Below are 19,222 nucleotides of genomic sequence, written 5' to 3' on the forward strand. Positions count from 1 at the left end.
CCCCCGTCCCCTCCCCCCTCCGCCACAATCCCTCACGCCCCGCAAACACCCACGCCCCCGAACCAGCCCCCTCTTCGTATTGTAGTCCCGGCTTCAGCCGGTCTGGAAAGCTCCGCAAACTCACCCCGCCCCGCGCAGCGGACTGCAGGGTTCACCTCGCGGCTTCGCAGCAGCCCCTCCTCGCCCTCACGCCTCCTCTCCGCTCTGGCCTTCCTCATTCTACATTCTGGTTTCGTCATTTCCGCAGAGCCCAACCGCCACGAACTCTGGGTCCCCTCCAACGCTCTCGACACCGTCCTCCAGTCCCACCCCAACGCCGTCCTCCTCTCCCCAGAGCAGTACCAAACCCTCATCCGCGACGCCGGCAAAACCCCCGCCAAACCCGGTGACGACACCGACACCACCGACCCCAAGCTCGCCCCGCCCAAAATCATCGCCCTCGAAGCCCTGAAACTCACAGGCAAGGCACAGCCCGGCGCCGCCTCCGTCACCCTCCATGGTGAGCTCACCCTGCAGCTCCCCGCCAAAGACTGGCTCAGCACCAAAATCCCCTGGCCCTTCGCCATGAGCCAGGTGGCCTCCGAAGGCAGCGTCCTCGCCCACCTTGAACAGCCAAAGGACAAGAAAGCCGGCGCCAGCACGCCAGAGTTGATCCTCTTCGCCAAAGGCCCCGGCACCGCCAGGCTCACCTTCGACACCGTCGCCCCCCTCTCCACGGACGCAGCCACTCAGACCCAGTCTCTCGAACTCCCGGAAGTCCCCCTCGCCGGCGTGCTGAAGCTGGAGCTGCCTCCCTCCGCCCTCCTCCTCCCAGGCACCGCCTGCGAACACTCCGGAAACCTCGTCACCGCCGCCTTTGACCACCAGTCCGTCCAGAACACCGACCCCTTCACCAACACCAAAGTCCGTTCCCTGCGCCTCCGCTGGCTCTCCCCCGGCGCCTCCGGCATGCCCTCCCAGTGGGGCAGATCCTCCACCGTTCCCCGCGTCACCGTCGCAGTCACGGAATCCACTGTCAGCAGCCTTCTTCAAATCGAAGTCGGTGCTTCCAGTCAAACCTCCCGTGAAGTCGAGCTCGTCTGGCCTCTCACCGGCACCGGCACCCAGGTCAGCGATGTCACCGGCCCTTCCGTGCAGCGCTGGCGCCAGGACGGCAGGAACCTCAAAATCACCCTCCTGCAGGACGGCGAAAGCCATCAGGTCAGAGTCGCCCTCCGCCGCTCCATCAATTCCATCGCCGAGGCCGGCGAGCTCCCGCTCCTCACGCTCAATCCGCCCCAGCGCGCCCTCGCCAGCGTCCAGCTCGCCGCGGACATCGACCTCCTCGACCTCCAAAACGCGCAGCAGATCCCCACGCCCGGTCAGCCGGCCGCGCAGCCCGCCAGCAGCTTCGCCTTCATGCTCGGCGTCGATCAGCCCCGCCTCGTCCTCCGCACCTCCAAACCCCGCATCGAATCCGACGTCGATGTCATCGCCCGCATCGACAAGGACAGCGTCCAGATCGAACGCAGGCTCACCCTCACCAGCGACCGCCCCGTCACCGAGGTCAAAGTCACGCTTCCTCCAGGAGAAGAATTCATCGCCATCCTCTCCACGCCCATGAAAGGAACTGCCAACGAAACCACCGGGCGCATCGAGTATGAAAACACGTCGCGCCTCGCCACCGGCAGCACCTCTCAACAACTCCTCACCACGAACAACGTCAGCACCGCGCCTCCTCCCGAACGGCTCATCACCTCCAATCTAGTCAACAATCCGCCCTCCTCGTTCATCACGCCCAACATCATCAGCCAGCCCGTCTTCTCGGAGAGGGTCATCGTCTCCAATGGGGCCGCTCAGAGTCAGGCTCAGGCTCAGACCGCCGGGGCACAGCCGCTTTTCCCTCTCACCTGGCGTCGCGTCGGCCAGACCATCGCCATCCTTCCCGCCATCCCCATCTCTCCCGCCAACACCCTCGAGTTCAGCATCACCTCCCGCCTCAAGCTCACCAAGGCCTGGACCGGACCCAAAAACCCCGAAACCATCACCCTCCATCAGCTCGACATCCCCGACGCCGTCAAAGTCGCCGGCTACACCGCGCTGGACTTCGACGACGCCTGGCGCGTCGCCCTAAAGGAAGCCAAGGGCCTCGAAGACCGCGATGCCCGCCTCACCCCCGTCAAAGGCCGCATGGCCTGGTTCGGCCTCCGCGAGCACTCGCTCACCTTTGAAGTCGAGCGCGCCGAAGCCGTCTTCTCCACCGAAGTCACCGCCTACGCCCTCCCCCGCGCCCGCACCATCGAGATCGAAGGTCAGTTCGCCCTCGACATCAGCGGCGCTCCCCTGCGCACTTTCCAGGTCAAGCTGCCCGTGGAAAACGCCAAGCTCCTCCGCGTCACCTCCCCCCTCGTCGGCGAGCAGCAGCTCGACGAAGCCACCGGCACCTGGACCTACACCCTCCGCCAGGAATCCAAAGGCCACCAAAACATCCGCTGGCGCATGAGCCTCCCAAGTACTGGGGGCATTCCTGCCCCCAGTGCCGCCGCCACCCCAAGGACTGGGGGCATTCCTGCCCCCAGTGATGCGGGCACTCCTGCCCGCAACCCCAACGCCCCCGCAACGCCCCCCAGTGATGCGGGCACTCCTGCCCGCACTCCGGACACCCAGAACGCCGCAACGCCCACCGCCCTGACCGCTCTCACCGCCACCCTCCCCCACCTCTCCCTCCCCCAGTCCCGCCGCTTCTCCGGTACCTGGATCATCGAGGCCAACACCGACACCCAGCTCTCCACCCAGGTGCAAAACATGCAGCCGCTGGATGTCCTGCGCGTCCCCGTCGTCGCCGGTTATCAGCCCCGCCATCGCGTCACCAGCGCCTTCACCTACGGCGCCGGCGAAAACGCCCTCACCCTCTCCGCACGGCGTCACGCCCACTCCGAGATCGCCGCCCTCGTGGTCAACCGCATGAACCTCACCTCCGTCCTCGACACCGACGGCCACAGCCTCCATCAGGCCTCGCTCGATCTCTCCCATTCCGGCGAGCAGTTCGTCAGCCTGCATCTCCCCCAGGGGGCCGAGCTCATCAGCACCTCCAGCGGCGGCCAGGCCGTCAAGCCCGTGCGCAGCGTCGAAAACGCCATCGCCATCCCCCTCCCCGCCGGCTCTGCCAACACGCCCCACACCCTCGTCAGCGTCCAGTACCGCCAGCACAACACCCCCTGGAACCCCAGCGGCACCCAGAACCTCGAACCCATCCGCCTCGTCGGCAACGTCCCCGTCCTCAGCACCGACTGGGCCGTGTACGCCCCCTCCACCTACGGCTACGCTCAGGTGGACACCACCCTCTCCCAGTCACACCTCCTCAACGAAGCCCGTGAACCCGGCCTGATGCCCCGCCTCGCTCACATGCTCGGCAAACCCTTCGAACGCCTGTTCGAACGCTCCCGCAGGTACGAACAAGTTAATTTCAGTCCAGGAGGTGGCGACATGGCCAATCGTGAAATCGCCCGCCGCTATGCCCGCATTGAAGACGCACGCACTGCCATGGACCACGGCGACAGCCTTTTCGCTCAAGGAGACTACGAGGCAGCTCTCTCGTCCTACAAGAACGCCGTTAATTCCCTGCCCACATCTCCGCTGACAAAAGACTGGCTGGATCTCGCCAATCTCAAATTCGCAGACTGCAGCGTGACCCTCGCCCGCGAACACGCAAAAAAGGGGCAGATGGATGACGCGCGGCGCATTCTTCACGATGCCATTCAAGCAAAGCCAGACCACAAGGGCGCCAAGACCATGCTTCAGCAGTTAGACGACCCCGATCGCTGGCCGCCAGCCCTCACCGCCGAGCATATAACCAACGTCACCAAGGTGCAGTCAGGCCTCCTCCTCGCAAACTCCAGCGTCGAACTCGGCAACTACGACGTCGCCATCTCTCAATACATGGACGTCCTGCGCACCGATCCCTACAACACCGCCGCCCGCCGCGGCATCGATAACGCCGAGCAGAAAAGATACGAGTACTTCAAGACCGCCTACGACCACCAGCGTGCCAAGATGCTGGCTCAGGTAGGCGAAACCTGGGAGGACAAGCTCCCGGGAAAAGACCGCGAGAGCTCCGCCCTCACCGACAAGATGAACCGGATCATCTTCCCCGCCGTGTCCTTTCAAGACACCTCCCTGGCAGACGCCGTCGAATTCCTCCGCCTCAAATCGCGCGATCTGGACACCTTCACCGCCACTCCCGGCAGCAAGGGAGTCCCCATCGAGGTTCGCACGAACGCCGCTACCGCAAGCGCCCGCATCACTCTCGATCTCAAAGACGTCCCCATGACCGAAGTTCTGCGCTACGTCACCGAGCTCTCGAACACGAAATACATCGTCGAGTCCAATCATCTGCTCATCCTCCCCGCCGCGGAGTACGACAGCGAAGTGATCACCCGCACCTTCCTGGTGCCGCCGAATTTTCTCACCTCGGGCGGCGGCAAGCCCCAGTCCGCTCAGCAGGTTCTCGAAGCTTCCGGCGTGCCCTTCCCTCAGGGCGCCAGCGCTGTCTTCAATCCCGCGCGTTCCCAGCTCACGGTGCACAACACCCGCGCCAATCTCGCCCTCGTCGAAGCCATTTCCCAGAGCCTCCTCGCCCCGCCGCCACCACCTCCACCCCCGCTTGACCCCCGCGGCTCATCCGTCTCTTTCGACTATGGCGTTGGCCGTTCCCCCGGTGCCTACCTCACCGAGAAAATGGACAAGATCATTTTCCCCACGCTGAAGTTTCAGGACGCCTCGGTCGAAGACGCCATCGAATACCTCCGCGTGAAGTCCCGCGACCTCGACACCTTCACGGGGGCCGACGGCGTCAAGGGTATCAACCTTATTCTCAGAACGGGCGACACACCTTCCAACGCCCGCATCACCCTCGATCTCAAGGACGTCCCCATGCGCGAAGCCCTGCGCTACGTCACCGAACTGGCGCAGATGAGATACAAGGTCGAACCGCATGCCGTCCTCATCACGCCGATCACCGAAAACGCCAGCGAGCAGTACACCCGCAGCTACCGCGTGCCGTCGGATTTCCTGGTGAAGCTCGGCTCCATGACGACTCAAGCCACCGCTCCTCCCGCGGATCCCTTTGCTCCGAGCAAGCCATCCGCAAATGCCTCCGGTGCCACGGCGCGGCCGAACGCCAGGCAAGGACTCGAAGCCTCTGGCATCCCCTTCCCCGAGGGGGCCGCCGCCTCTTACAATCCCGCCACTTCTCAACTGGTCGTGCGCAACACCCAGCCCAATCTCGACCTCGTCGATCAACTCGTGGAGAGCCTCGGCGCGCCGCCGCCTCTTCCGGTGGAAGGCTTCAGTTACAGCTACGGCACCGCCCGCTCTCCCGGCGCTTACCTCACCGACAAGATGAACAAAATCATCCTGCCCTCGGTTCAGCTCCAGGGCGCCACCATTCAGCAAGCCCTGGCATACCTGCAGCTCAAGGCCCGCGAGCTCGACTCCTTCACCGACTCCTCCGGTACCAAAGGCGTGAACCTCATCCTGAAAAGTGGCGAGGCCCCCTCCAACGCCAGCATCAGCCTCGACCTCAAAAACGTGCCCTTCAGCGAAGCCCTGCGCTACGTCACTGAGCTGGCCCAGATGAAGTACAAAACCGAGGCGCACGCCGTGGTCATCGTGCCCCTCTCCGAAAACTCCAGCGAGCTCCTGACCCGCGTCTTCAGCGTCCCGCGGAACTTTCTGGATGCCAGCGGGACAAGGTACAAGACCGCCCGGCAGGTCCTTGAATCTGCGGGCATCATCTTCCCCGAAGGCTCCTCCGCCATCTACAGCGCCACCAGCCTGAGCCGCCTCGTCGTCCGCAACACCCAGTCCAACCTCGATCTGGTGGAGGCCTACTTGCAGGCCCTGGCGCAAACCGCCCAAGGAGGCGGAATGCCTGATGAGTCCGCCCCGGGCCCCTTGCTGCCCTCTGTCGTCGATGAAATGCTCTCCAAAACCGGCCTCATCCCCCTGGACATCGTCCTCCCGGAAAACGGCCGGCTCCTGCGCTTCCACGGTGCCCAGCCCCCGGAGACCCTCGCCCTCCACTACACCTCCTGGTCCCGCCAGATGCTGCACGCCGTCCTCGCCATGGCCCTCGGCATGGGCCTCTTCTGGCGCCTCGGCCGCCGCCGCCCCTGGTTCCTCACCCTCCTCGTTCTCATCCTCATCCTCTGGGCCGCCCCCCTCTTCCTTCAGGGCCCCGCCCTCGCCCTCGCCAACGCCCTCACCTTCGGCTGGCTCTCCGCCCTCCTCCTCCACTCCCTCGGCCGCCTCTTCGCCCTCTCCCCTTCTGATTCCGCAACCGATGAGGACACCGGCTCACGCCGCGGCTTCCTCCGCTCATTCATCATTCGTCATTCTGGTTTCGTCATTCCCCTCTTCCTCACCCCTTCCCTTTTCTCCCAGGTTCCAGATCCCGCCGCCCACACCGTCATCATCCCCTACGACGTCAAACTCCCCCCCGACCACCAGACCCCTCAGCGCTTCTACCTCGGCTACGATGAATTCCAGCGCCTCTGGAAGCTCGCCAAGGAAAACCGCCGCGCCCTCCCCCCCGAAACCGACTCCACCCACCAGGCCGTCATCCACAGCGCCCTTTACCAGGGCCGCATCGAAGAACGCGGCCTCGTCCTCCAAGCCCGCCTCACCGCCACTTCCCGGGGCGACTGGACCAAACTCCCGCTCCCTTTTTCCAGCAGCGGCACCCAGGCCCTCGTGGGCGAAGTCCGCGTCGATGGCAAATCCGCCGCCCTCAGCAGTGGCGAGCTCACCCTCGAACACCCCGGCACCCACCTCATCGAACTCACCGCCACCCTGCCGCTCTCCGAGGATTGGACCGATCTCACCCTCACCCTCCCGCCTTCTCTCTCCAGCATCCTCTCCCTCCACACCCCCAAGTCCGACGGCTGGCTCCGCATCAACGACGCTCCCGCCGCCTCCGTCGAAGAACAGCCCTCAGGCCGCCTCTTCACCCAGACCCTCGGCAGCCACCAGGAACTCCACCTCCAGCGCTCCTCCCGCGGCCTCGACCGCGGCGAAGGCCCCGTCCCCGCCGCCACCGTCCACGGTACCGTCACCCTCAGCGAGCTCTCCCCCGAAACCTTCAATGCCGACATCGACTTCGAATTCCCCGGCGCCGTCCGCCACACCCTCGAATTCGCCATCGACGAAAACTCCCTGGACATCGGCTCCCTCACCCTCACCGACTCCGCCAAAGTCCCCCTCCCCATCCTCACCACCCAGACCCGCCGCGAAAACGGCCGGCTCATCTTCACCCTCACCCTCCGCCACGAAGTCAGCCACGGCGCCACCCTCCACATCGCCGGCGCCCAGCGCTACCTCCCCCCCTCCGGCACCCGCACCCTCCCCCAGCTCCACCCCCTGGCCCAGCGCGTCAAACAAGACATCTCCCTCCGCCACGACGACTCCACCAAAATCAAAGTCACCCCCGGCTCCGCCCAGCGCTCCGCCAGCACCAACTCCGGCTCCTTCCAGGACGCCGGCCGCTGGCAGTGGACCGGCCCCAACGCCCCCACCTACGACGTCCAGCCCGCCGCCCTCTACGCCGAGGCCGACGTCAGCTACGTCTTCCAGCTCACCGAACAAAAAGCCGAGCTCCTCGCCGCCCTCACCCTCAAACGCAAACGCGGCTCCTGGTCCCGCGCCGTCATCGGCCTTCCCGCCGGCTACGAAGTCCAGGCCGTCCAGGGCCCCGCCCTCACCGCCTGGCAGCACGAAGGCTCCCAGCTCTACCTCCAGCTCAACCCCGCCCTCACCGGCCCCGAAGCCCGCCTCGTCGTCCACCTCGCCAAAGTCTCCCCCCAGCCCGTCACCACCTGGACCCTCGAACCCCTCCGGCTCGAAAACTATGAAAAAATCGGCGGCAAGGCCCTCATCGTCTCCCACGCCGCCACCGACGTAAAATTGCCGAATCCGACACAATCAAACACCCTCAGAGAACTCGATCCCACCGCCCTCGACAGCGTCTTCGCCATCGCTCCCCCCATGGAAAAAAAGCGCGCCCTCCAGCACGAAGGCTCCTCCTGGAAAGTGGACGTCTCCCTCACCCGTCAAGCCTCACGCTTCTCCGCAGACGCCGTCCTGCTCGTGCTGACATCCGACGCCGGCATCCGCGTCTCCCAGCAAGTCGTTGCTCTCGTCGAACAAGGCGCCGTCCGCAGCCTCAGCATCCGCCTTCCCGCCACTCTTCCCGAAGCCGTCGTCAGCGGCCCTCTCCTTCGCGAAACCCGCTCACACATCGATGGCGCCGACCGCATCTATGAATGCTCCCTGCAAACCGAAGTGCTCGACCGCGCCGAGCTCACCTTCGATCTCGATCTTCCTCTCACTGCGGAGCTCGATGTTCCCTTCGTCAAAGTTCCCGACGCCAGCCGCCTCTCACGCTGGTTCGTGCTCGACAACTCTTCATCACGCGAGTCCAGGATCACCACACAGACCGCGCTGGAAACCGTGGCCCGTGAAGCCGTGCCTTATCTTCCGGATGGCCTCGCACGTCCGGAGTTCTTCCGCGCCACAGGCGATGGCGCGCTCAAGCTCTCCTACCAGCAGCTCACCAGCACGGAAGGAAACGCCGCGCTCATCACCCTCGCAGACCTGACCACCGTGCTGCGTCCTGATGGTACGCGCTGGGACATCGCGCAGTACTCGCTCATCAATCGCTCTCTGCAATTTCTCCCCGTGCTGCTGCCAGATCATGCCGAGCTCATCAGCGTCAGCGTTTCCGGCGAACCCGTGCGCGCCGATGAAGAAATGCAAAACGGCAGACGCGTGCGCCTCATCCCTCTCATTCACACACGGCCCGGACAACGCGCGCTGGAAGTGAAGATGATCTACCGCTTCACGCAGGGCGGCGGATTGAAGCACACGGAAAAACTCGATGATCCCGAAGTCATGGGCCTCTCCGTGGAGCGCACCACCTGGACCGTGTGGACGCCCAGCGGCTGGGAGCTCAAAAACTCCAGCGGCAACATGACCGCCACCAGCTCCGACGGGCGCGAGATGGAGCAGCTCCAAGGCATGCTCAGCGAACTCGGCGAAGCGAACCGCGCGCTCTCCTCCGGCAAACTCGAGTACGGTGATGCCGAGAGCGCCTACCGCAACGCCAATGCGCTGGCGGAAAAAGTGCAGGAGATGAAACGCACGCTCGTGAGCAGAACCGGACGCGAATCATCCGACATGCCGCGGCAGGGCCAGGTGGTGGACACCGAAGTCAGGCAGCAGCAGGAACTGCTGAAAGGAAACTGGGACAACAACTACGCCAGCAAAAAAGCCAGGGAAGGAGAGAGAAGCTCCACGCAGATCGAGCGAGGCAAAACCTCCTGGGGGATGAACAACGCCGCACCGCAGGAACAGCCCGCAAAGCTCGCTTACAACAACACCTTCAGCGGGTCGGTGACAACCAATGGCGCCCAGCTCTTCAATGACAACGTCGCGGTGGACAACGGCTACTTTGCCAACGGCGCGCAGGTGCCGCTCACCATCAACTCCGGGACACTGGTGCTCAATGGTGACAAAGCATCCGCCAACCAGCCCGCTCAGGGCCACGGCGAAGTCAGCCCCCAGGCCTGGACGAAAAACGCCACCGGCTCGGTCAATCTGGTGAACCGCAACGCCCGCAGCAACAGCCTCTCCCAGGTCGCGTCAGCGGCTGAACCAGCTCCGCCGCCAAACGACTCCACTTTTCGCGGAGGAAAAGAACGGGAAGCGCCAAGACCAGAAATGAAGCCCTCGATGAGTGCGCCGCAGCCCGGAGGCATGCCCCCGCCTCCCGCGATGGGCTCTGATCCCTTTGGCGCACCTCCACCGGCTCCGGGCTTGCCCACGCCCCTGCTCCCTCCCGTCATGGGCTCAGATCCCTTTGGTGCGCCAGCGCCCGCCGCGTCTCCCGCTCCCATGGCGGCCGATCCCTTCGCTGCTGCCGGTCCTGGTGCCGCTCTTAAAGCCGCAGGGAGCAACGTTGCAAAGGCCGCCCCGGTCGATGATTTATCCTCAGCCCCGCCAGTCACGCTCGCGCAGACGGTCGAGTCACTGCGCCCCACGGGCCGTCGCGCTCTGGACATCGACCTGCCGCTGGATGGCACCGCGCATCATTTCTCCAAGCTCAAGGACCACGCCGTGCTGGAAGTCTCGATCAAACGCATCGGAGATCCAAAGACAACCACACGCCTGCTCTACCTCAGCGGCGGTCTGCTGCTCTGGCTGGGCATCGGCTGGAAACTGAAGCAGCGCCGCCTCTGAAAGTACGATGGTCACTCCTGACCGTCGATCAGCGCTCCCAACAAAGCCCACGATTCTCGAACCCATCACTGATGCCGCCACATCAACGGCATGGAGCACCCACGCGTACGTTTGCTGATAAATCATGTATCAGCATGCTGGCGGCACGCTGATCGACGGGCAGGAGTGCCCATCGTACTGTCCGGCGCTAGCTCTGCGCCATCAGCACCAGGCGGAAGCGGCCGTCGTATTTGCCGCCGGCGTGGCGGTTGCAGCACTGCAGGCAGGCGGTGGGGCGGCGGAATTTGCGCACACGCTGCACCGCAGTCTGGCACACCGGGCAGGCGTAGGTGAGCTTGCGCTCCACCTCATTGCGCGGCAGCGGCAGGCGATGCTGCGCTTTTTCACCCGGGATGCCGAGATCCGCGCAGGCCTGGCGCCATTCACGGCCATGCGGCTCGATGCGGCGGCGGCCGCTGCGATGATAGGCGATCAAATGCGCCAGCTCATGCTTCAAGGTGCGCTCCACCTGGCCTTCAAAATCACGCAGCAGCGGATTGAGCTCGATGGCCCAGCCCGGATAACGCGCATAGCCCGCGGTGCTGCGCAGGCGTGCGTTCCAGGTGACGGTGACGAGCCTGGCTCCGCCCGGCATGTCCAGCGCCAGCAGCATGGCACGCGTCTGCTCCTCCAGCACGGGATCACGCCCGTCCATGATGGGTTCATCGGCCGCGGACGCCGGCTGCGGCGGCTCCTCAGGCACAAGCTCACGCACGGTGCGGAACGGCACCCAGTGCGGCAGCGCGGAAAAATCAAAACTGAGCTGGGAGAGATCGAGCATGCGCGTCACTTCTTCTTTTTCTCCTGCACCTTGTGCTCCTGCTGGCCGAGGGCGTAGAGCATGTCAGGCGCGACGGATTCGAGGAGAAATACGTTTGCGCCGATGGTGCTGCGCGCACCAATCACCGTATCGCCGCCGACAATTGTGGCATTGGCATAGACGGTGACATGATCCTCCAGCGTGGGGTGGCGTTTCACGCCGCGCAAAGCCTGCCCGGCTGCGAGCGAGCGCGCCACGAGGCCCACGCCCTGATACAGCTTCACGTGATTGCCCAGCGTGGCTGTTTCTCCAATCACCACGCCTGTGCCATGGTCGATGAAGAAGTGCGTGCCGATCTGCGCGCCAGGATGGATGTCGATGCCTGTGCGGCTGTGCGCCCACTCCGTCATCATGCGCGGAATCACCGGCACGTTTTTCTGATAGAGCACATGGGCCGTGCGCTGGACGGCGATGGCCTCAAGACCGGGATAAGCGAGGATGATTTCCTCAAAGCCCCGCGCGGCGGGGTCGCCGGCGTAGGCGGCCTCCACATCGGTTTGCAGGAGGGCGCGCACTTCGGCGAGCCCCATCAAAAAGCTGCACACGATGCCGTAAACTTCCTCCTCATGGTTTTCCAGGACACCGTTCAGGCGCAGGCTGCGGCGCACCTCCACGATGAGGCGCTCGCGGATGCTGGCCACGAGTTCATTGGTCATGAGCTCCAGCTCCTGGGAGGAGACGGCCTCATCGGAAAAGAAGCCTGGAAACAGGAGGTGCAGCAGGTCTTCACACAGCGTGGCGATGGCGCGTTTGGACGGCAGGTTGCCGCAATCGACGTGGTTGATCCCGCCCACCTCGTGATACGAGGCCATGAGGCTGGAAACGATTTCATTTTGACGGCAATCCATGTGTGCACCCAGCGATACCGCGCTGTGATGGGGATTCAAGCGCTGGCACGCGATGATTGCTGTGAATAACTCATGCTTTACAGGTTCGCTTTGACGCACCGCCGCGCCCATTCCATTCGTAGCGCCATATGCCCGGCCGCAGAACCGATTTGAAAAGCTGGCAGTCACTCTGGCAGCGCTGCGGCATGACAGGCGATTCTCTGGCCTGGCATCAAAAACTCCTCGCCGCCTACTCCGAACCGCAGCGAGCATACCACACGCTGCAGCATCTCGAGGAATGCCTGCGGTGTTTTGATGAGGTGAAAAAGGCGGGAGTGATGGCGAAGCCGGATCTCATCGAAATGGCGCTGTGGTTTCACGATGCGGTGTATGATCCCCAAGGCAGCGAGAATGAAGAGCTCAGTGCACGAATGGCGGTGGAGGCAGGCGGAAGCGATGAAGTGGCGCGGCTCATCCTGCTGACGAAGTCACACCAGCCGGGAGAGGGCGCGGACGACGCGTGGATCATCGACATTGATCTCGTCATCTTCGCGCAGCCCCCGGAGCGCGTGCTGGAGTATGAGCGGCAGATTCGTGTGGAGTATGCGTGGGTGCCTCAGGAGCTCTACACGGAGAAGCGCGTGGAAATCCTGCGCGGGTTTCTGGAGCGCGAACATCTCTACCTCACCGCGTGGTTTCGGGAACGGCATGAAGCGCGGGCGCGTGAAAATCTGCGGGCGCTGATCGCGGCGGTGAAGCCGCTCACTGTGTGACCTTGCGCGCGCCCCAGGGGTAGGGGCGTGCGGCGCCGTCAGAGAAATACCGCGCCAGCTCCTCCTTGGTGCGGCGTTGCAGATCGAGTTCGAGGCGGCGTGTTTTTCCGGCCACTTCGACTTCGAGAGTCACGTGGATCGACTTGCCGTAGTTGAAGATGGGGAAGCTGCCGGCTGAGGTTTCGGTTTCCTTGTGAGGAGCGGCGGTGAGGACTTCGTTTTGAAAATCCAGCTCGCCGCTGGGCACGGTCATCTTTTTGAACTTCACCTGATGCGGCACCGAGTCGAAGTTCCACACGGAAAGCGAGAGCTTGCCGTTGGCAAAGGAGTCGTTGGCGACGAGAGCGCCGATCGTCTTCGCCGTGGCGTGGGCGATGGGGATGACTTTTTTGTCATGATTCACCAGGATGACGAGCCCAAGCTTGTCCTTGAGCAGCCAGCCGCCGTTGTCATAGAACTTGGAGTAGGTGGTCTTGCTGGTTTTGCCGGTGGCGCCATCGTAGCTGCCGATGGTCAGGGTGTTGGAGCTACACGCGGCGAGCAGGAGGAGGCCGGAGATTGCCAGCGAAATGGCTGGAAAAGTTTTATTTGCGCAGTGTTTCATAGAGTAAGCATCCGAAAATATCCAAGGCAGGATCCAGACTCATCACCGGCATGACTCACTTGAGGCGCTTGCGCCAGTAGCCGGGACGCCGGCTGTGATGAGCCACGGCATAAATGGTGATCTTTTCCTGTTCCACCTGATAGTGATAATAGAGATGATAGGGGAATCGTTTCAGGCAGAAGATGCGCACACCATCACCGGCAGATTGAAACTGGGTGGGATCGTGTGAAATGGTGTCGCGAGCTGCCTCCATCGCTTGCACAAAGGCTTCGCCAAGGTCAAAGCGCGTCTGGGAATACAGCGCCGCATCGCGATACTCCTCCAGAGCTTCCAGCTCGAAATGCAACGTCATGCTTTCGCAGCAAGAGCTTCACGAACCATCTGGTGCGCCGTGTCGGCCTCCACCAGGCGTGAGAGACCACGCTCAACATTGTTCATGCGCGTACGAACGATGTCCATCTGCTCAGAGATGGCCTCCGCCGTGGGTGCGGCACTTTCCATCAATTGTTCGGCAAGGTCGATGCGCATGTCAGCAGAAAGCTGCAAGGCTTCCTGCAGGAGAAATGAGACGCTGGCGGCCATGGGGTGAGAATACGAACAAGCATGGCTGGTGACAAGTCTGAATTCGTGCGTGATAGGCAGGCATGCTTCCATCCCTCAACCAGCTCAAGCTTCCCGATCCCTGGCAGCACCAGGCGGTGAATCTGCTGCGCACCGGCAGCGATGTGGTGGTGAGCGCGCCGACCGGGGCAGGGAAGACCTACATCTTTGAACTGCTGCATCAGGGGCGGCATCTGCAAGGGCAGGCCATCTACACCGTGCCAACACGCGCGCTGGCGAATGACAAGTATGCGGAGTGGAAGGAGGCGAAGTGGCAGGTGGGCATCGCGACGGGAGACATCGCAGAAAACGTGGATGCGCCGGTGGTGGTGGCCACGCTGGAGACACAGCTCGAGCGGCTGGTGCGTGGGGAAGGTCCGGCGCTGCTGGTGATCGATGAATACCAGATGATCTCGGATCATTCGCGCGGGGCGAACTATGAAGCGGCCATCGCGCTGGCGCCGAAGGAGACGCGGCTGCTGCTGCTGAGCGGCTCTGTGGCGAACCCGGAGGATGTGGCGGCGTGGCTGGTGAGCCTGGGGCGCAAGGCGGAGGTGGTGATGACGCGCGAGCGGCCGGTGCCTCTGGAAGAGGTGCCCATGGAGACGCTGCCGCAGCGGCAGAAGCAGTTTCACAACTACTGGCCGCGCTTTGCGGCGGCGGTGATGATGGCGGACCTGGCGCCACTGCTCATCTTTGCTCCGCGCCGCAAGGAGGCGGAGTCGATCGCACGCAAGCTCGCGGCCGATCTGCCCATGGGCGATCCGCTGGAGCTGACGGCGGAACAGCGCGCGGTGTGCGGCAAGGAGCTGTCCACGCTTTTGGAAAAGCGCGTGGCCTTTCACCACAGCGGGCTTTCCTACGGCGCGCGTGCGGGGGTCATCGAGCCGCTGGCGAAGGCGGGCCAGCTCCGCGTCATCGCAGCGACGATGGGACTGGCGGCGGGCATTAATTTCTCCGTGCGCAGCGTGCACGTGGCGGGCACGACCTTCCACGACGGCAGGAGCGAGCACAAGCTGGCCACCGATGAGCTGCTGCAGATGTATGGCCGCGCGGGAAGACGCGGACTGGATGACAGGGGCCATGTGATCACCAGCCGCGACAGCCCCTCCATCTTTGATGCGCGGCCCGCGCGCCTGCACCGCAGCACCCTGCTGGCGTGGCCGATCTTTCTGCGTGTGATGAAGCACGCCGCACTGCAGAAGGAGAATCCTTTTGAGGCTGCCACGCACTTTGCAGGTCGTTTGTTTGCCAAGGTGCCGCCGCTGCTCGGTCTGGAGGATCTGGAGCCGGATGTGGTGCCGCCTCAGGCGGAGAATGAGAAGGCGTTGTTTGGCCTGGAGGCGACGGAGAAGCAGATTCTCAATTCATTCGGTGAATGGGAGCGCAAGCACCAGCATGCGCTGCAGCGCGTGCCGCTGAAGCGTGTGCATGCGCTGCTCACGGTGCCGGCCTTTGCGGCGAAGTTTGCGCACGGCATCGGCCGCGTGGGAAAGATCCGCCATGACAAGGAGGTGACCTATGGTGTGGAGATCAGCCTCGGCACGCCGGTGGGAGATCAGGTGAAGCCGACGAAGTCCATACGCCGCCTGCTCAAGCTCTCACGCCAGGCTGAGACGGTGCCGCTGGAGGACATCACCGTGCTGCATGCGGGTGAGCTGGCGAATGCCATCCTCACCAACGCGGAGGATGTGATCAAAGATGTCGCGCCCGAGTTCATCGGCACGGTGATGAAGGAGAACCTGGTGTTTGCCTGCTTTGATCTCGCGCCGATCGAAGTGATGGCCTACGAGGACAGTCATGGCAGGCTGCTCTTTGCCGCGCAGGAGCGCAGCATCGTGGTGAGGAATGAAACGGGCGTTCACATGGCGGAAACGTCTGCATCGGATCGCGAGCCGCGTGGTGGATCGCCGATTCATGCATGGCGCACGCTGGGTTTGATCGATGCCGATGGCGTGCCGACGCGGCGTGGCGAGATCTTCAGCTTCTTCCAGCATGGCGAAGGCCTGGCGATCGTGGCGGCGCTGGAAGACGAGAGCTATCCCGCGGACGAGCTGGTGCAGCACCTGGCAAACCTGCGCAGCGGGTCCAAGTTTGACCTGGCGCTGGACTGCGCGTCCGAGCGTCTCGCGGCGGTATGCCGTGGCACGTATGGCTTTGTGAATCATCACGGCTATCTGGAGCATGGCCTGCCCTATGACTACGGTGAAGGCGCCGCGGAGCTGCTGGATGCGCTGCTGCACCCCGAAACACCCGGCGCGCAGGATCTGAAGGCCGGCATCGCGGAAGGGGACATCTCCCGTGCGTATGTGGAGTGGCTGAGCCTGCTGCGGCACATCACGCATGCGCCGGATCATCCGTGGCGCAGATGGAAGGATCTGAAGGAGGCGGCCAGGCAGACGCTGAAGCACCACACCAAGACCCTGCGCCATTTCTTCCACCTGGATCTGCCGCCGCTGACGAACAAGCAGCGGCATGGGAAGACGCGGCATTATTTGATGGTGAAGTGAGGAGTGGAACCTCAGCCCTCTGTACTGGGCTGGGAGCGCCGGTTTTTAACCGGCTCTGGCGTTGCCCCCTGAAGTACAAACCACCCTGGGCTTTCCAGGATGTTCATGCCACGCGGATGCCGCAGGGACGTTCGCCCGGAGCCGATAAAATATCGGCGCTCCCAGCAATGAGCTTCACCCAGACACGTGGCACCAGCATTTATCCTCGCCATGCTGTCTCAGGTTGAATCACGCTCGTTCTTGTCCATTCGTAGAAGCATGGACGCAATGACGATGCTCCGATTAAAGCAGCAGCTGGTGAGAATGGGTGCGAAACAGCGGCAGGAAGTGTCGGCGTTTCTTCACAAGCTCAAGCAGGACACTCCAGCGTGGAAAAAAGAAATGACCCGGAGAATGGCGGAGATGGATTCAGGCAAGAAATTTTATCTGCGAGGCTGATGTCGTCTTTCATTGACAAATCCCATCCCCGCATCGCCATCGTCGGCTCCGGCGCGGTGGGCTGCTATTATGGCGGGCGGCTGGCGCAGGGCGGGAAGGAGGTGCACTTTCTCATGCGTTCGGACTTCGCGCATGTGAAGCAGCACGGGCTCAAGATTTCCAGTCCGCTGGGCGGCTTCGATCTGCCACAGGTGTCCTGCCACCGCAGCACGGAGGACATCGGGCCGTGTGATCTGGTGATCATTGCCATGAAGGCCACGACCAATGAGACGCTGCTTTCACTGCTGCCACCGCTGCTGAAGGACAAGACGGTGATCCTGACGCTGCAAAACGGTCTGGGCAGCGATGACTTTCTGGCACGGCACTTTGGCTCCGCGCATGTGCTGGGCGGGCTGTGCTTTGTGTGCATCAACCGTGTCGCGCCCGGGGTGATTCATCATCTGGCGCAGGGCCAGATCTCGCTGGGGGAGCACAGCGGGCCGCCGCAGGTGCGCACGGAAGTGCTGGCGGCGGAGTTTCGGCGCTGCGGCATCGACTGCAAGGTGGAGCCCAGCCTGATCACCGCGCGGTGGAAGAAGCTGGTGTGGAATGTTCCCTTCAACGGCCTCTCCATCGCCGCAGGCGGCAAGGACACGGCGCAGATCCTTGCCAATCCGGTGCTGGAGCAGCGCGTGCGTGCCCTGATGCGCGAGATCATTGAAACTGCGGGCCATCTCGGGCATGAGATCCCGCTCTCGCTGATTGACGACATGATCGAACGCACGCGCACGATGGCGGGGTACAAGCCGAGCAGTCTCATCGATTTCCTGGCAGGCAGCGAGGTGGAGCTGGACGCCATCTGGGGCGAGCCCGTGCAGCGCGCGCACGCGGCGGGAATCGCAATGCCGCAGGTGGAGAAGCTGCATGAGGAGTTGAAGGCGCGGATTGCCGCCAGATAGTGGTCCGCACAGTCCTCTGTGCGGGGATCGCCGTCACGAGACGCTTGTCTGACCGCACAGCGGACTGTGCGGACCACTTTGCTCACGCCCATGTCGCTCACAGCTCTTCATAACGCCCGTCCTGAAACGGCCATCGTGCTTGGCTCCGGTCTTGGCGGTGTGGCGGAGGCTTTTGGCATCGAAAGCGAGGTCGCTTATTCCGATGTGCCTGGCCTCAGCGCCTCCACCGTGCCGGGACATGCCGGGCGCTTTGTTCTAGCGCAGCATCACGGGAAACCGATCCTCATTGCCCAAGGTCGGCGCCATTTGTATGAAGGGCTCACGGCGCATGAGGTCACCGCCGGCATCCGCTTCATGCATGAGATTGGCGTGAAGCGCGTGGTGCTCACCAATGCGGCAGGCGCGATCAGCGAGGATTTTCACGTGGGTGGACTGATGCTGATCACCGATCACCTCAATCTCCAGGGCACCACTCCGCTGCTCGGCGGCCCCAACTTCCATGACATGAGCGAGGTCTATTCAAAGAAGTGGTGCGAGAAATTCCACGCCGCGAGTGTGGAGATCGGCGTGAAGCTGCATGCCGGTGTGTATGCCGCCGTGCTGGGCCCGCAGTATGAAACTCCCGCCGAGATCCGCATGCTGCGCACGCTGGGCGCGGATGCCGTGGGCATGTCCACCGTGCCCGAGGCGATTCAGGCGCGCGCGTTAGGGATGGAGGTTGCGGGCATCTCCATGCTCACGAATTGGGCCGCCGGTTTGCGAGCGCAGACGCTGCACCACGCGGAGGTGGTCGAGGTGGGGAAGACGGCGGGGCTGTATCTGGCGCGGTTGCTGAAGGCGGCGGTGTGAGTTGCGTTACAGCCGCATCTTTTGATTCCAGCAAGTGCGTACTGCTTCAAGGTCATGGCTGCTGAGAACCCCGAGACGCCGGATGAAAATGGATTTCTCGGCTGTCACGAGCCGATCCAACCGTACAATGGAAGGCTTGAGCAGATTGGCTGACTGCCAGTCTCTCACCGTGACATCCAGTGTTCCACTTCGCTGAACGGAGGTCACGCGGGCGATGATTGCGTCCTGTCCAAGATCAAAGAGCACCAGGGCGGGCCTGATTTTGAAGCCTGCACCCGAGGTGAAAGGAAAGCGGCAAAGCTGGATCTCGCCAAACATGCTAAGCGAGAGCTTCGTAGGCAGCGTCTTCTTCGGAGTCGTCCTTCAGAAACTGTTCATAGGCAGCGGTCTGCCACTCCGCGTCGTCATCCGAATGGGTCAGAACAATGACACGTGCGATACCGCTTTTTGGGAGCTGCGCGGCGATGTTTCCCGGAATCGGAAAACTGGCCGCTCCGTGAAGCTCGGTGGTGAATTCGACGGCTTGCATGATGGGAAGATTAGTTCTTT

Annotated in this window: 13 protein-coding genes; 6 read left to right on the forward strand and 7 right to left on the reverse strand. The window is 63.3% G+C overall.

Annotated features, from left to right (window positions below):
* The first annotated feature begins 564 nt into the window (after positions 1 to 564).
* A complete protein-coding gene (locus ACILSQ_RS02320) occupies positions 565 to 10,275 on the forward strand; it encodes a tol-pal system YbgF family protein (protein ID WP_395741963.1) in 9,711 nt (3,236 codons plus the stop codon).
* A gap of 187 nt (positions 10,276 to 10,462) precedes the next feature.
* Here ACILSQ_RS02320 and ACILSQ_RS02325 read toward each other — a convergent pair whose 3' ends face one another.
* Positions 10,463 to 11,095, reverse strand: a complete 633-nt coding sequence (locus ACILSQ_RS02325; protein WP_395741964.1) for a SprT-like domain-containing protein — start codon at positions 11,093 to 11,095, stop codon at positions 10,463 to 10,465.
* Between the two features lie 5 nt (positions 11,096 to 11,100).
* Positions 11,101 to 11,946, reverse strand: coding sequence for a serine O-acetyltransferase EpsC (gene epsC, locus ACILSQ_RS02330; RefSeq protein ID WP_395741965.1), 846 nt, complete (start codon positions 11,944 to 11,946; stop codon positions 11,101 to 11,103).
* A 164-nt stretch (positions 11,947 to 12,110) separates the two neighbouring features.
* Here epsC and ACILSQ_RS02335 point away from each other — a divergent pair, with 164 nt between their 5' ends.
* Complete coding sequence (locus tag ACILSQ_RS02335) at positions 12,111 to 12,734, forward strand: hypothetical protein (protein ID WP_395741966.1); 624 nt, start codon at positions 12,111 to 12,113, stop codon at positions 12,732 to 12,734.
* Here the strand turns inward: ACILSQ_RS02335 and ACILSQ_RS02340 are convergent.
* Genes ACILSQ_RS02340 through ACILSQ_RS02350 form a run of 3 tightly spaced genes read right to left on the reverse strand, consistent with a single transcriptional unit; the run spans position 12,724 to position 13,920 of the window.
* The gene (locus ACILSQ_RS02340) at positions 12,724 to 13,338 is read right to left on the reverse strand and encodes a hypothetical protein (RefSeq protein ID WP_395741967.1); all 615 of its coding nucleotides are present in this window, start codon (positions 13,336 to 13,338) and stop codon (positions 12,724 to 12,726) included. The genes ACILSQ_RS02335 and ACILSQ_RS02340 overlap by 11 nt on opposite strands.
* 55 nt (positions 13,339 to 13,393) lie before the next feature.
* A complete protein-coding gene (locus tag ACILSQ_RS02345; protein WP_395741968.1) occupies positions 13,394 to 13,690 on the reverse strand; it encodes a type II toxin-antitoxin system RelE/ParE family toxin in 297 nt (98 codons plus the stop codon).
* Positions 13,687 to 13,920, reverse strand: coding sequence for a hypothetical protein (locus ACILSQ_RS02350; protein WP_395741969.1), 234 nt, complete (start codon positions 13,918 to 13,920; stop codon positions 13,687 to 13,689). The genes ACILSQ_RS02345 and ACILSQ_RS02350 overlap by 4 nt, the downstream gene beginning before the upstream one ends.
* Before the next feature lie 62 nt (positions 13,921 to 13,982).
* Between ACILSQ_RS02350 and ACILSQ_RS02355 the strand changes: the two genes are divergently transcribed.
* From ACILSQ_RS02355 to ACILSQ_RS02370, 4 genes are all read left to right on the forward strand, one after another.
* Positions 13,983 to 16,448, forward strand: a complete 2,466-nt coding sequence (locus ACILSQ_RS02355; RefSeq protein WP_395741970.1) for a DEAD/DEAH box helicase — start codon at positions 13,983 to 13,985, stop codon at positions 16,446 to 16,448.
* A 186-nt stretch (positions 16,449 to 16,634) separates the two neighbouring features.
* On the forward strand, positions 16,635 to 16,886 hold the full coding sequence (locus ACILSQ_RS02360; protein ID WP_395741971.1) for a hypothetical protein: 252 nt from the start codon (positions 16,635 to 16,637) through the stop codon (positions 16,884 to 16,886).
* Positions 16,886 to 17,824, forward strand: coding sequence for a 2-dehydropantoate 2-reductase (locus tag ACILSQ_RS02365; RefSeq protein ID WP_395741972.1), 939 nt, complete (start codon positions 16,886 to 16,888; stop codon positions 17,822 to 17,824). Before ACILSQ_RS02360 ends, ACILSQ_RS02365 begins: the two co-directional genes overlap by 1 nt.
* 90 nt (positions 17,825 to 17,914) lie before the next feature.
* Positions 17,915 to 18,673: a purine-nucleoside phosphorylase gene (locus tag ACILSQ_RS02370; RefSeq protein WP_395741973.1), complete on the forward strand. Its 759-nt coding sequence runs from the start codon at positions 17,915 to 17,917 to the stop codon at positions 18,671 to 18,673.
* Between the two features lie 6 nt (positions 18,674 to 18,679).
* On the opposite strand, the gene ACILSQ_RS02375 is transcribed toward ACILSQ_RS02370, so the two are convergent.
* Positions 18,680 to 18,991 carry a type II toxin-antitoxin system PemK/MazF family toxin gene (locus tag ACILSQ_RS02375; RefSeq protein ID WP_395741974.1) on the reverse strand — a complete coding sequence of 104 codons (312 nt, stop codon included), beginning with the start codon at positions 18,989 to 18,991 and terminating at the stop codon, positions 18,680 to 18,682.
* Between the two features lies 1 nt (position 18,992).
* Positions 18,993 to 19,202, reverse strand: coding sequence for a hypothetical protein (locus tag ACILSQ_RS02380; RefSeq protein ID WP_395741975.1), 210 nt, complete (start codon positions 19,200 to 19,202; stop codon positions 18,993 to 18,995).
* Between the last annotated feature and the right edge of the window lie 20 nt (positions 19,203 to 19,222).

The sequence above is a fragment of the Prosthecobacter sp. genome, from assembly GCF_044227185.1.
GTDB lineage: Bacteria > Verrucomicrobiota > Verrucomicrobiia > Verrucomicrobiales > Verrucomicrobiaceae > Prosthecobacter.

Bases quoted from the DNA above. Each gene is read 5' to 3' on its own strand.
- ACILSQ_RS02320 (WP_395741963.1), top strand. From the start codon at position 565: ATGAGCCAGGTGGCCTCCGAAGGCAGCGTCCTCGCCCACCTTGAACAG.
- ACILSQ_RS02325 (WP_395741964.1), bottom strand. From the start codon at position 11,095: ATGCTCGATCTCTCCCAGCTCAGTTTTGATTTTTCCGCGCTGCCGCAC.
- epsC (WP_395741965.1), bottom strand. From the start codon at position 11,946: ATGGCCTCGTATCACGAGGTGGGCGGGATCAACCACGTCGATTGCGGC.
- ACILSQ_RS02335 (WP_395741966.1), top strand. From the start codon at position 12,111: ATGCCCGGCCGCAGAACCGATTTGAAAAGCTGGCAGTCACTCTGGCAG.
- ACILSQ_RS02340 (WP_395741967.1), bottom strand. From the start codon at position 13,338: ATGAAACACTGCGCAAATAAAACTTTTCCAGCCATTTCGCTGGCAATC.
- ACILSQ_RS02345 (WP_395741968.1), bottom strand. From the start codon at position 13,690: ATGACGTTGCATTTCGAGCTGGAAGCTCTGGAGGAGTATCGCGATGCG.
- ACILSQ_RS02350 (WP_395741969.1), bottom strand. From the start codon at position 13,920: ATGGCCGCCAGCGTCTCATTTCTCCTGCAGGAAGCCTTGCAGCTTTCT.
- ACILSQ_RS02355 (WP_395741970.1), top strand. From the start codon at position 13,983: ATGCTTCCATCCCTCAACCAGCTCAAGCTTCCCGATCCCTGGCAGCAC.
- ACILSQ_RS02365 (WP_395741972.1), top strand. From the start codon at position 16,886: ATGTCGTCTTTCATTGACAAATCCCATCCCCGCATCGCCATCGTCGGC.
- ACILSQ_RS02370 (WP_395741973.1), top strand. From the start codon at position 17,915: ATGTCGCTCACAGCTCTTCATAACGCCCGTCCTGAAACGGCCATCGTG.
- ACILSQ_RS02375 (WP_395741974.1), bottom strand. From the start codon at position 18,991: ATGTTTGGCGAGATCCAGCTTTGCCGCTTTCCTTTCACCTCGGGTGCA.
- ACILSQ_RS02380 (WP_395741975.1), bottom strand. From the start codon at position 19,202: ATGCAAGCCGTCGAATTCACCACCGAGCTTCACGGAGCGGCCAGTTTT.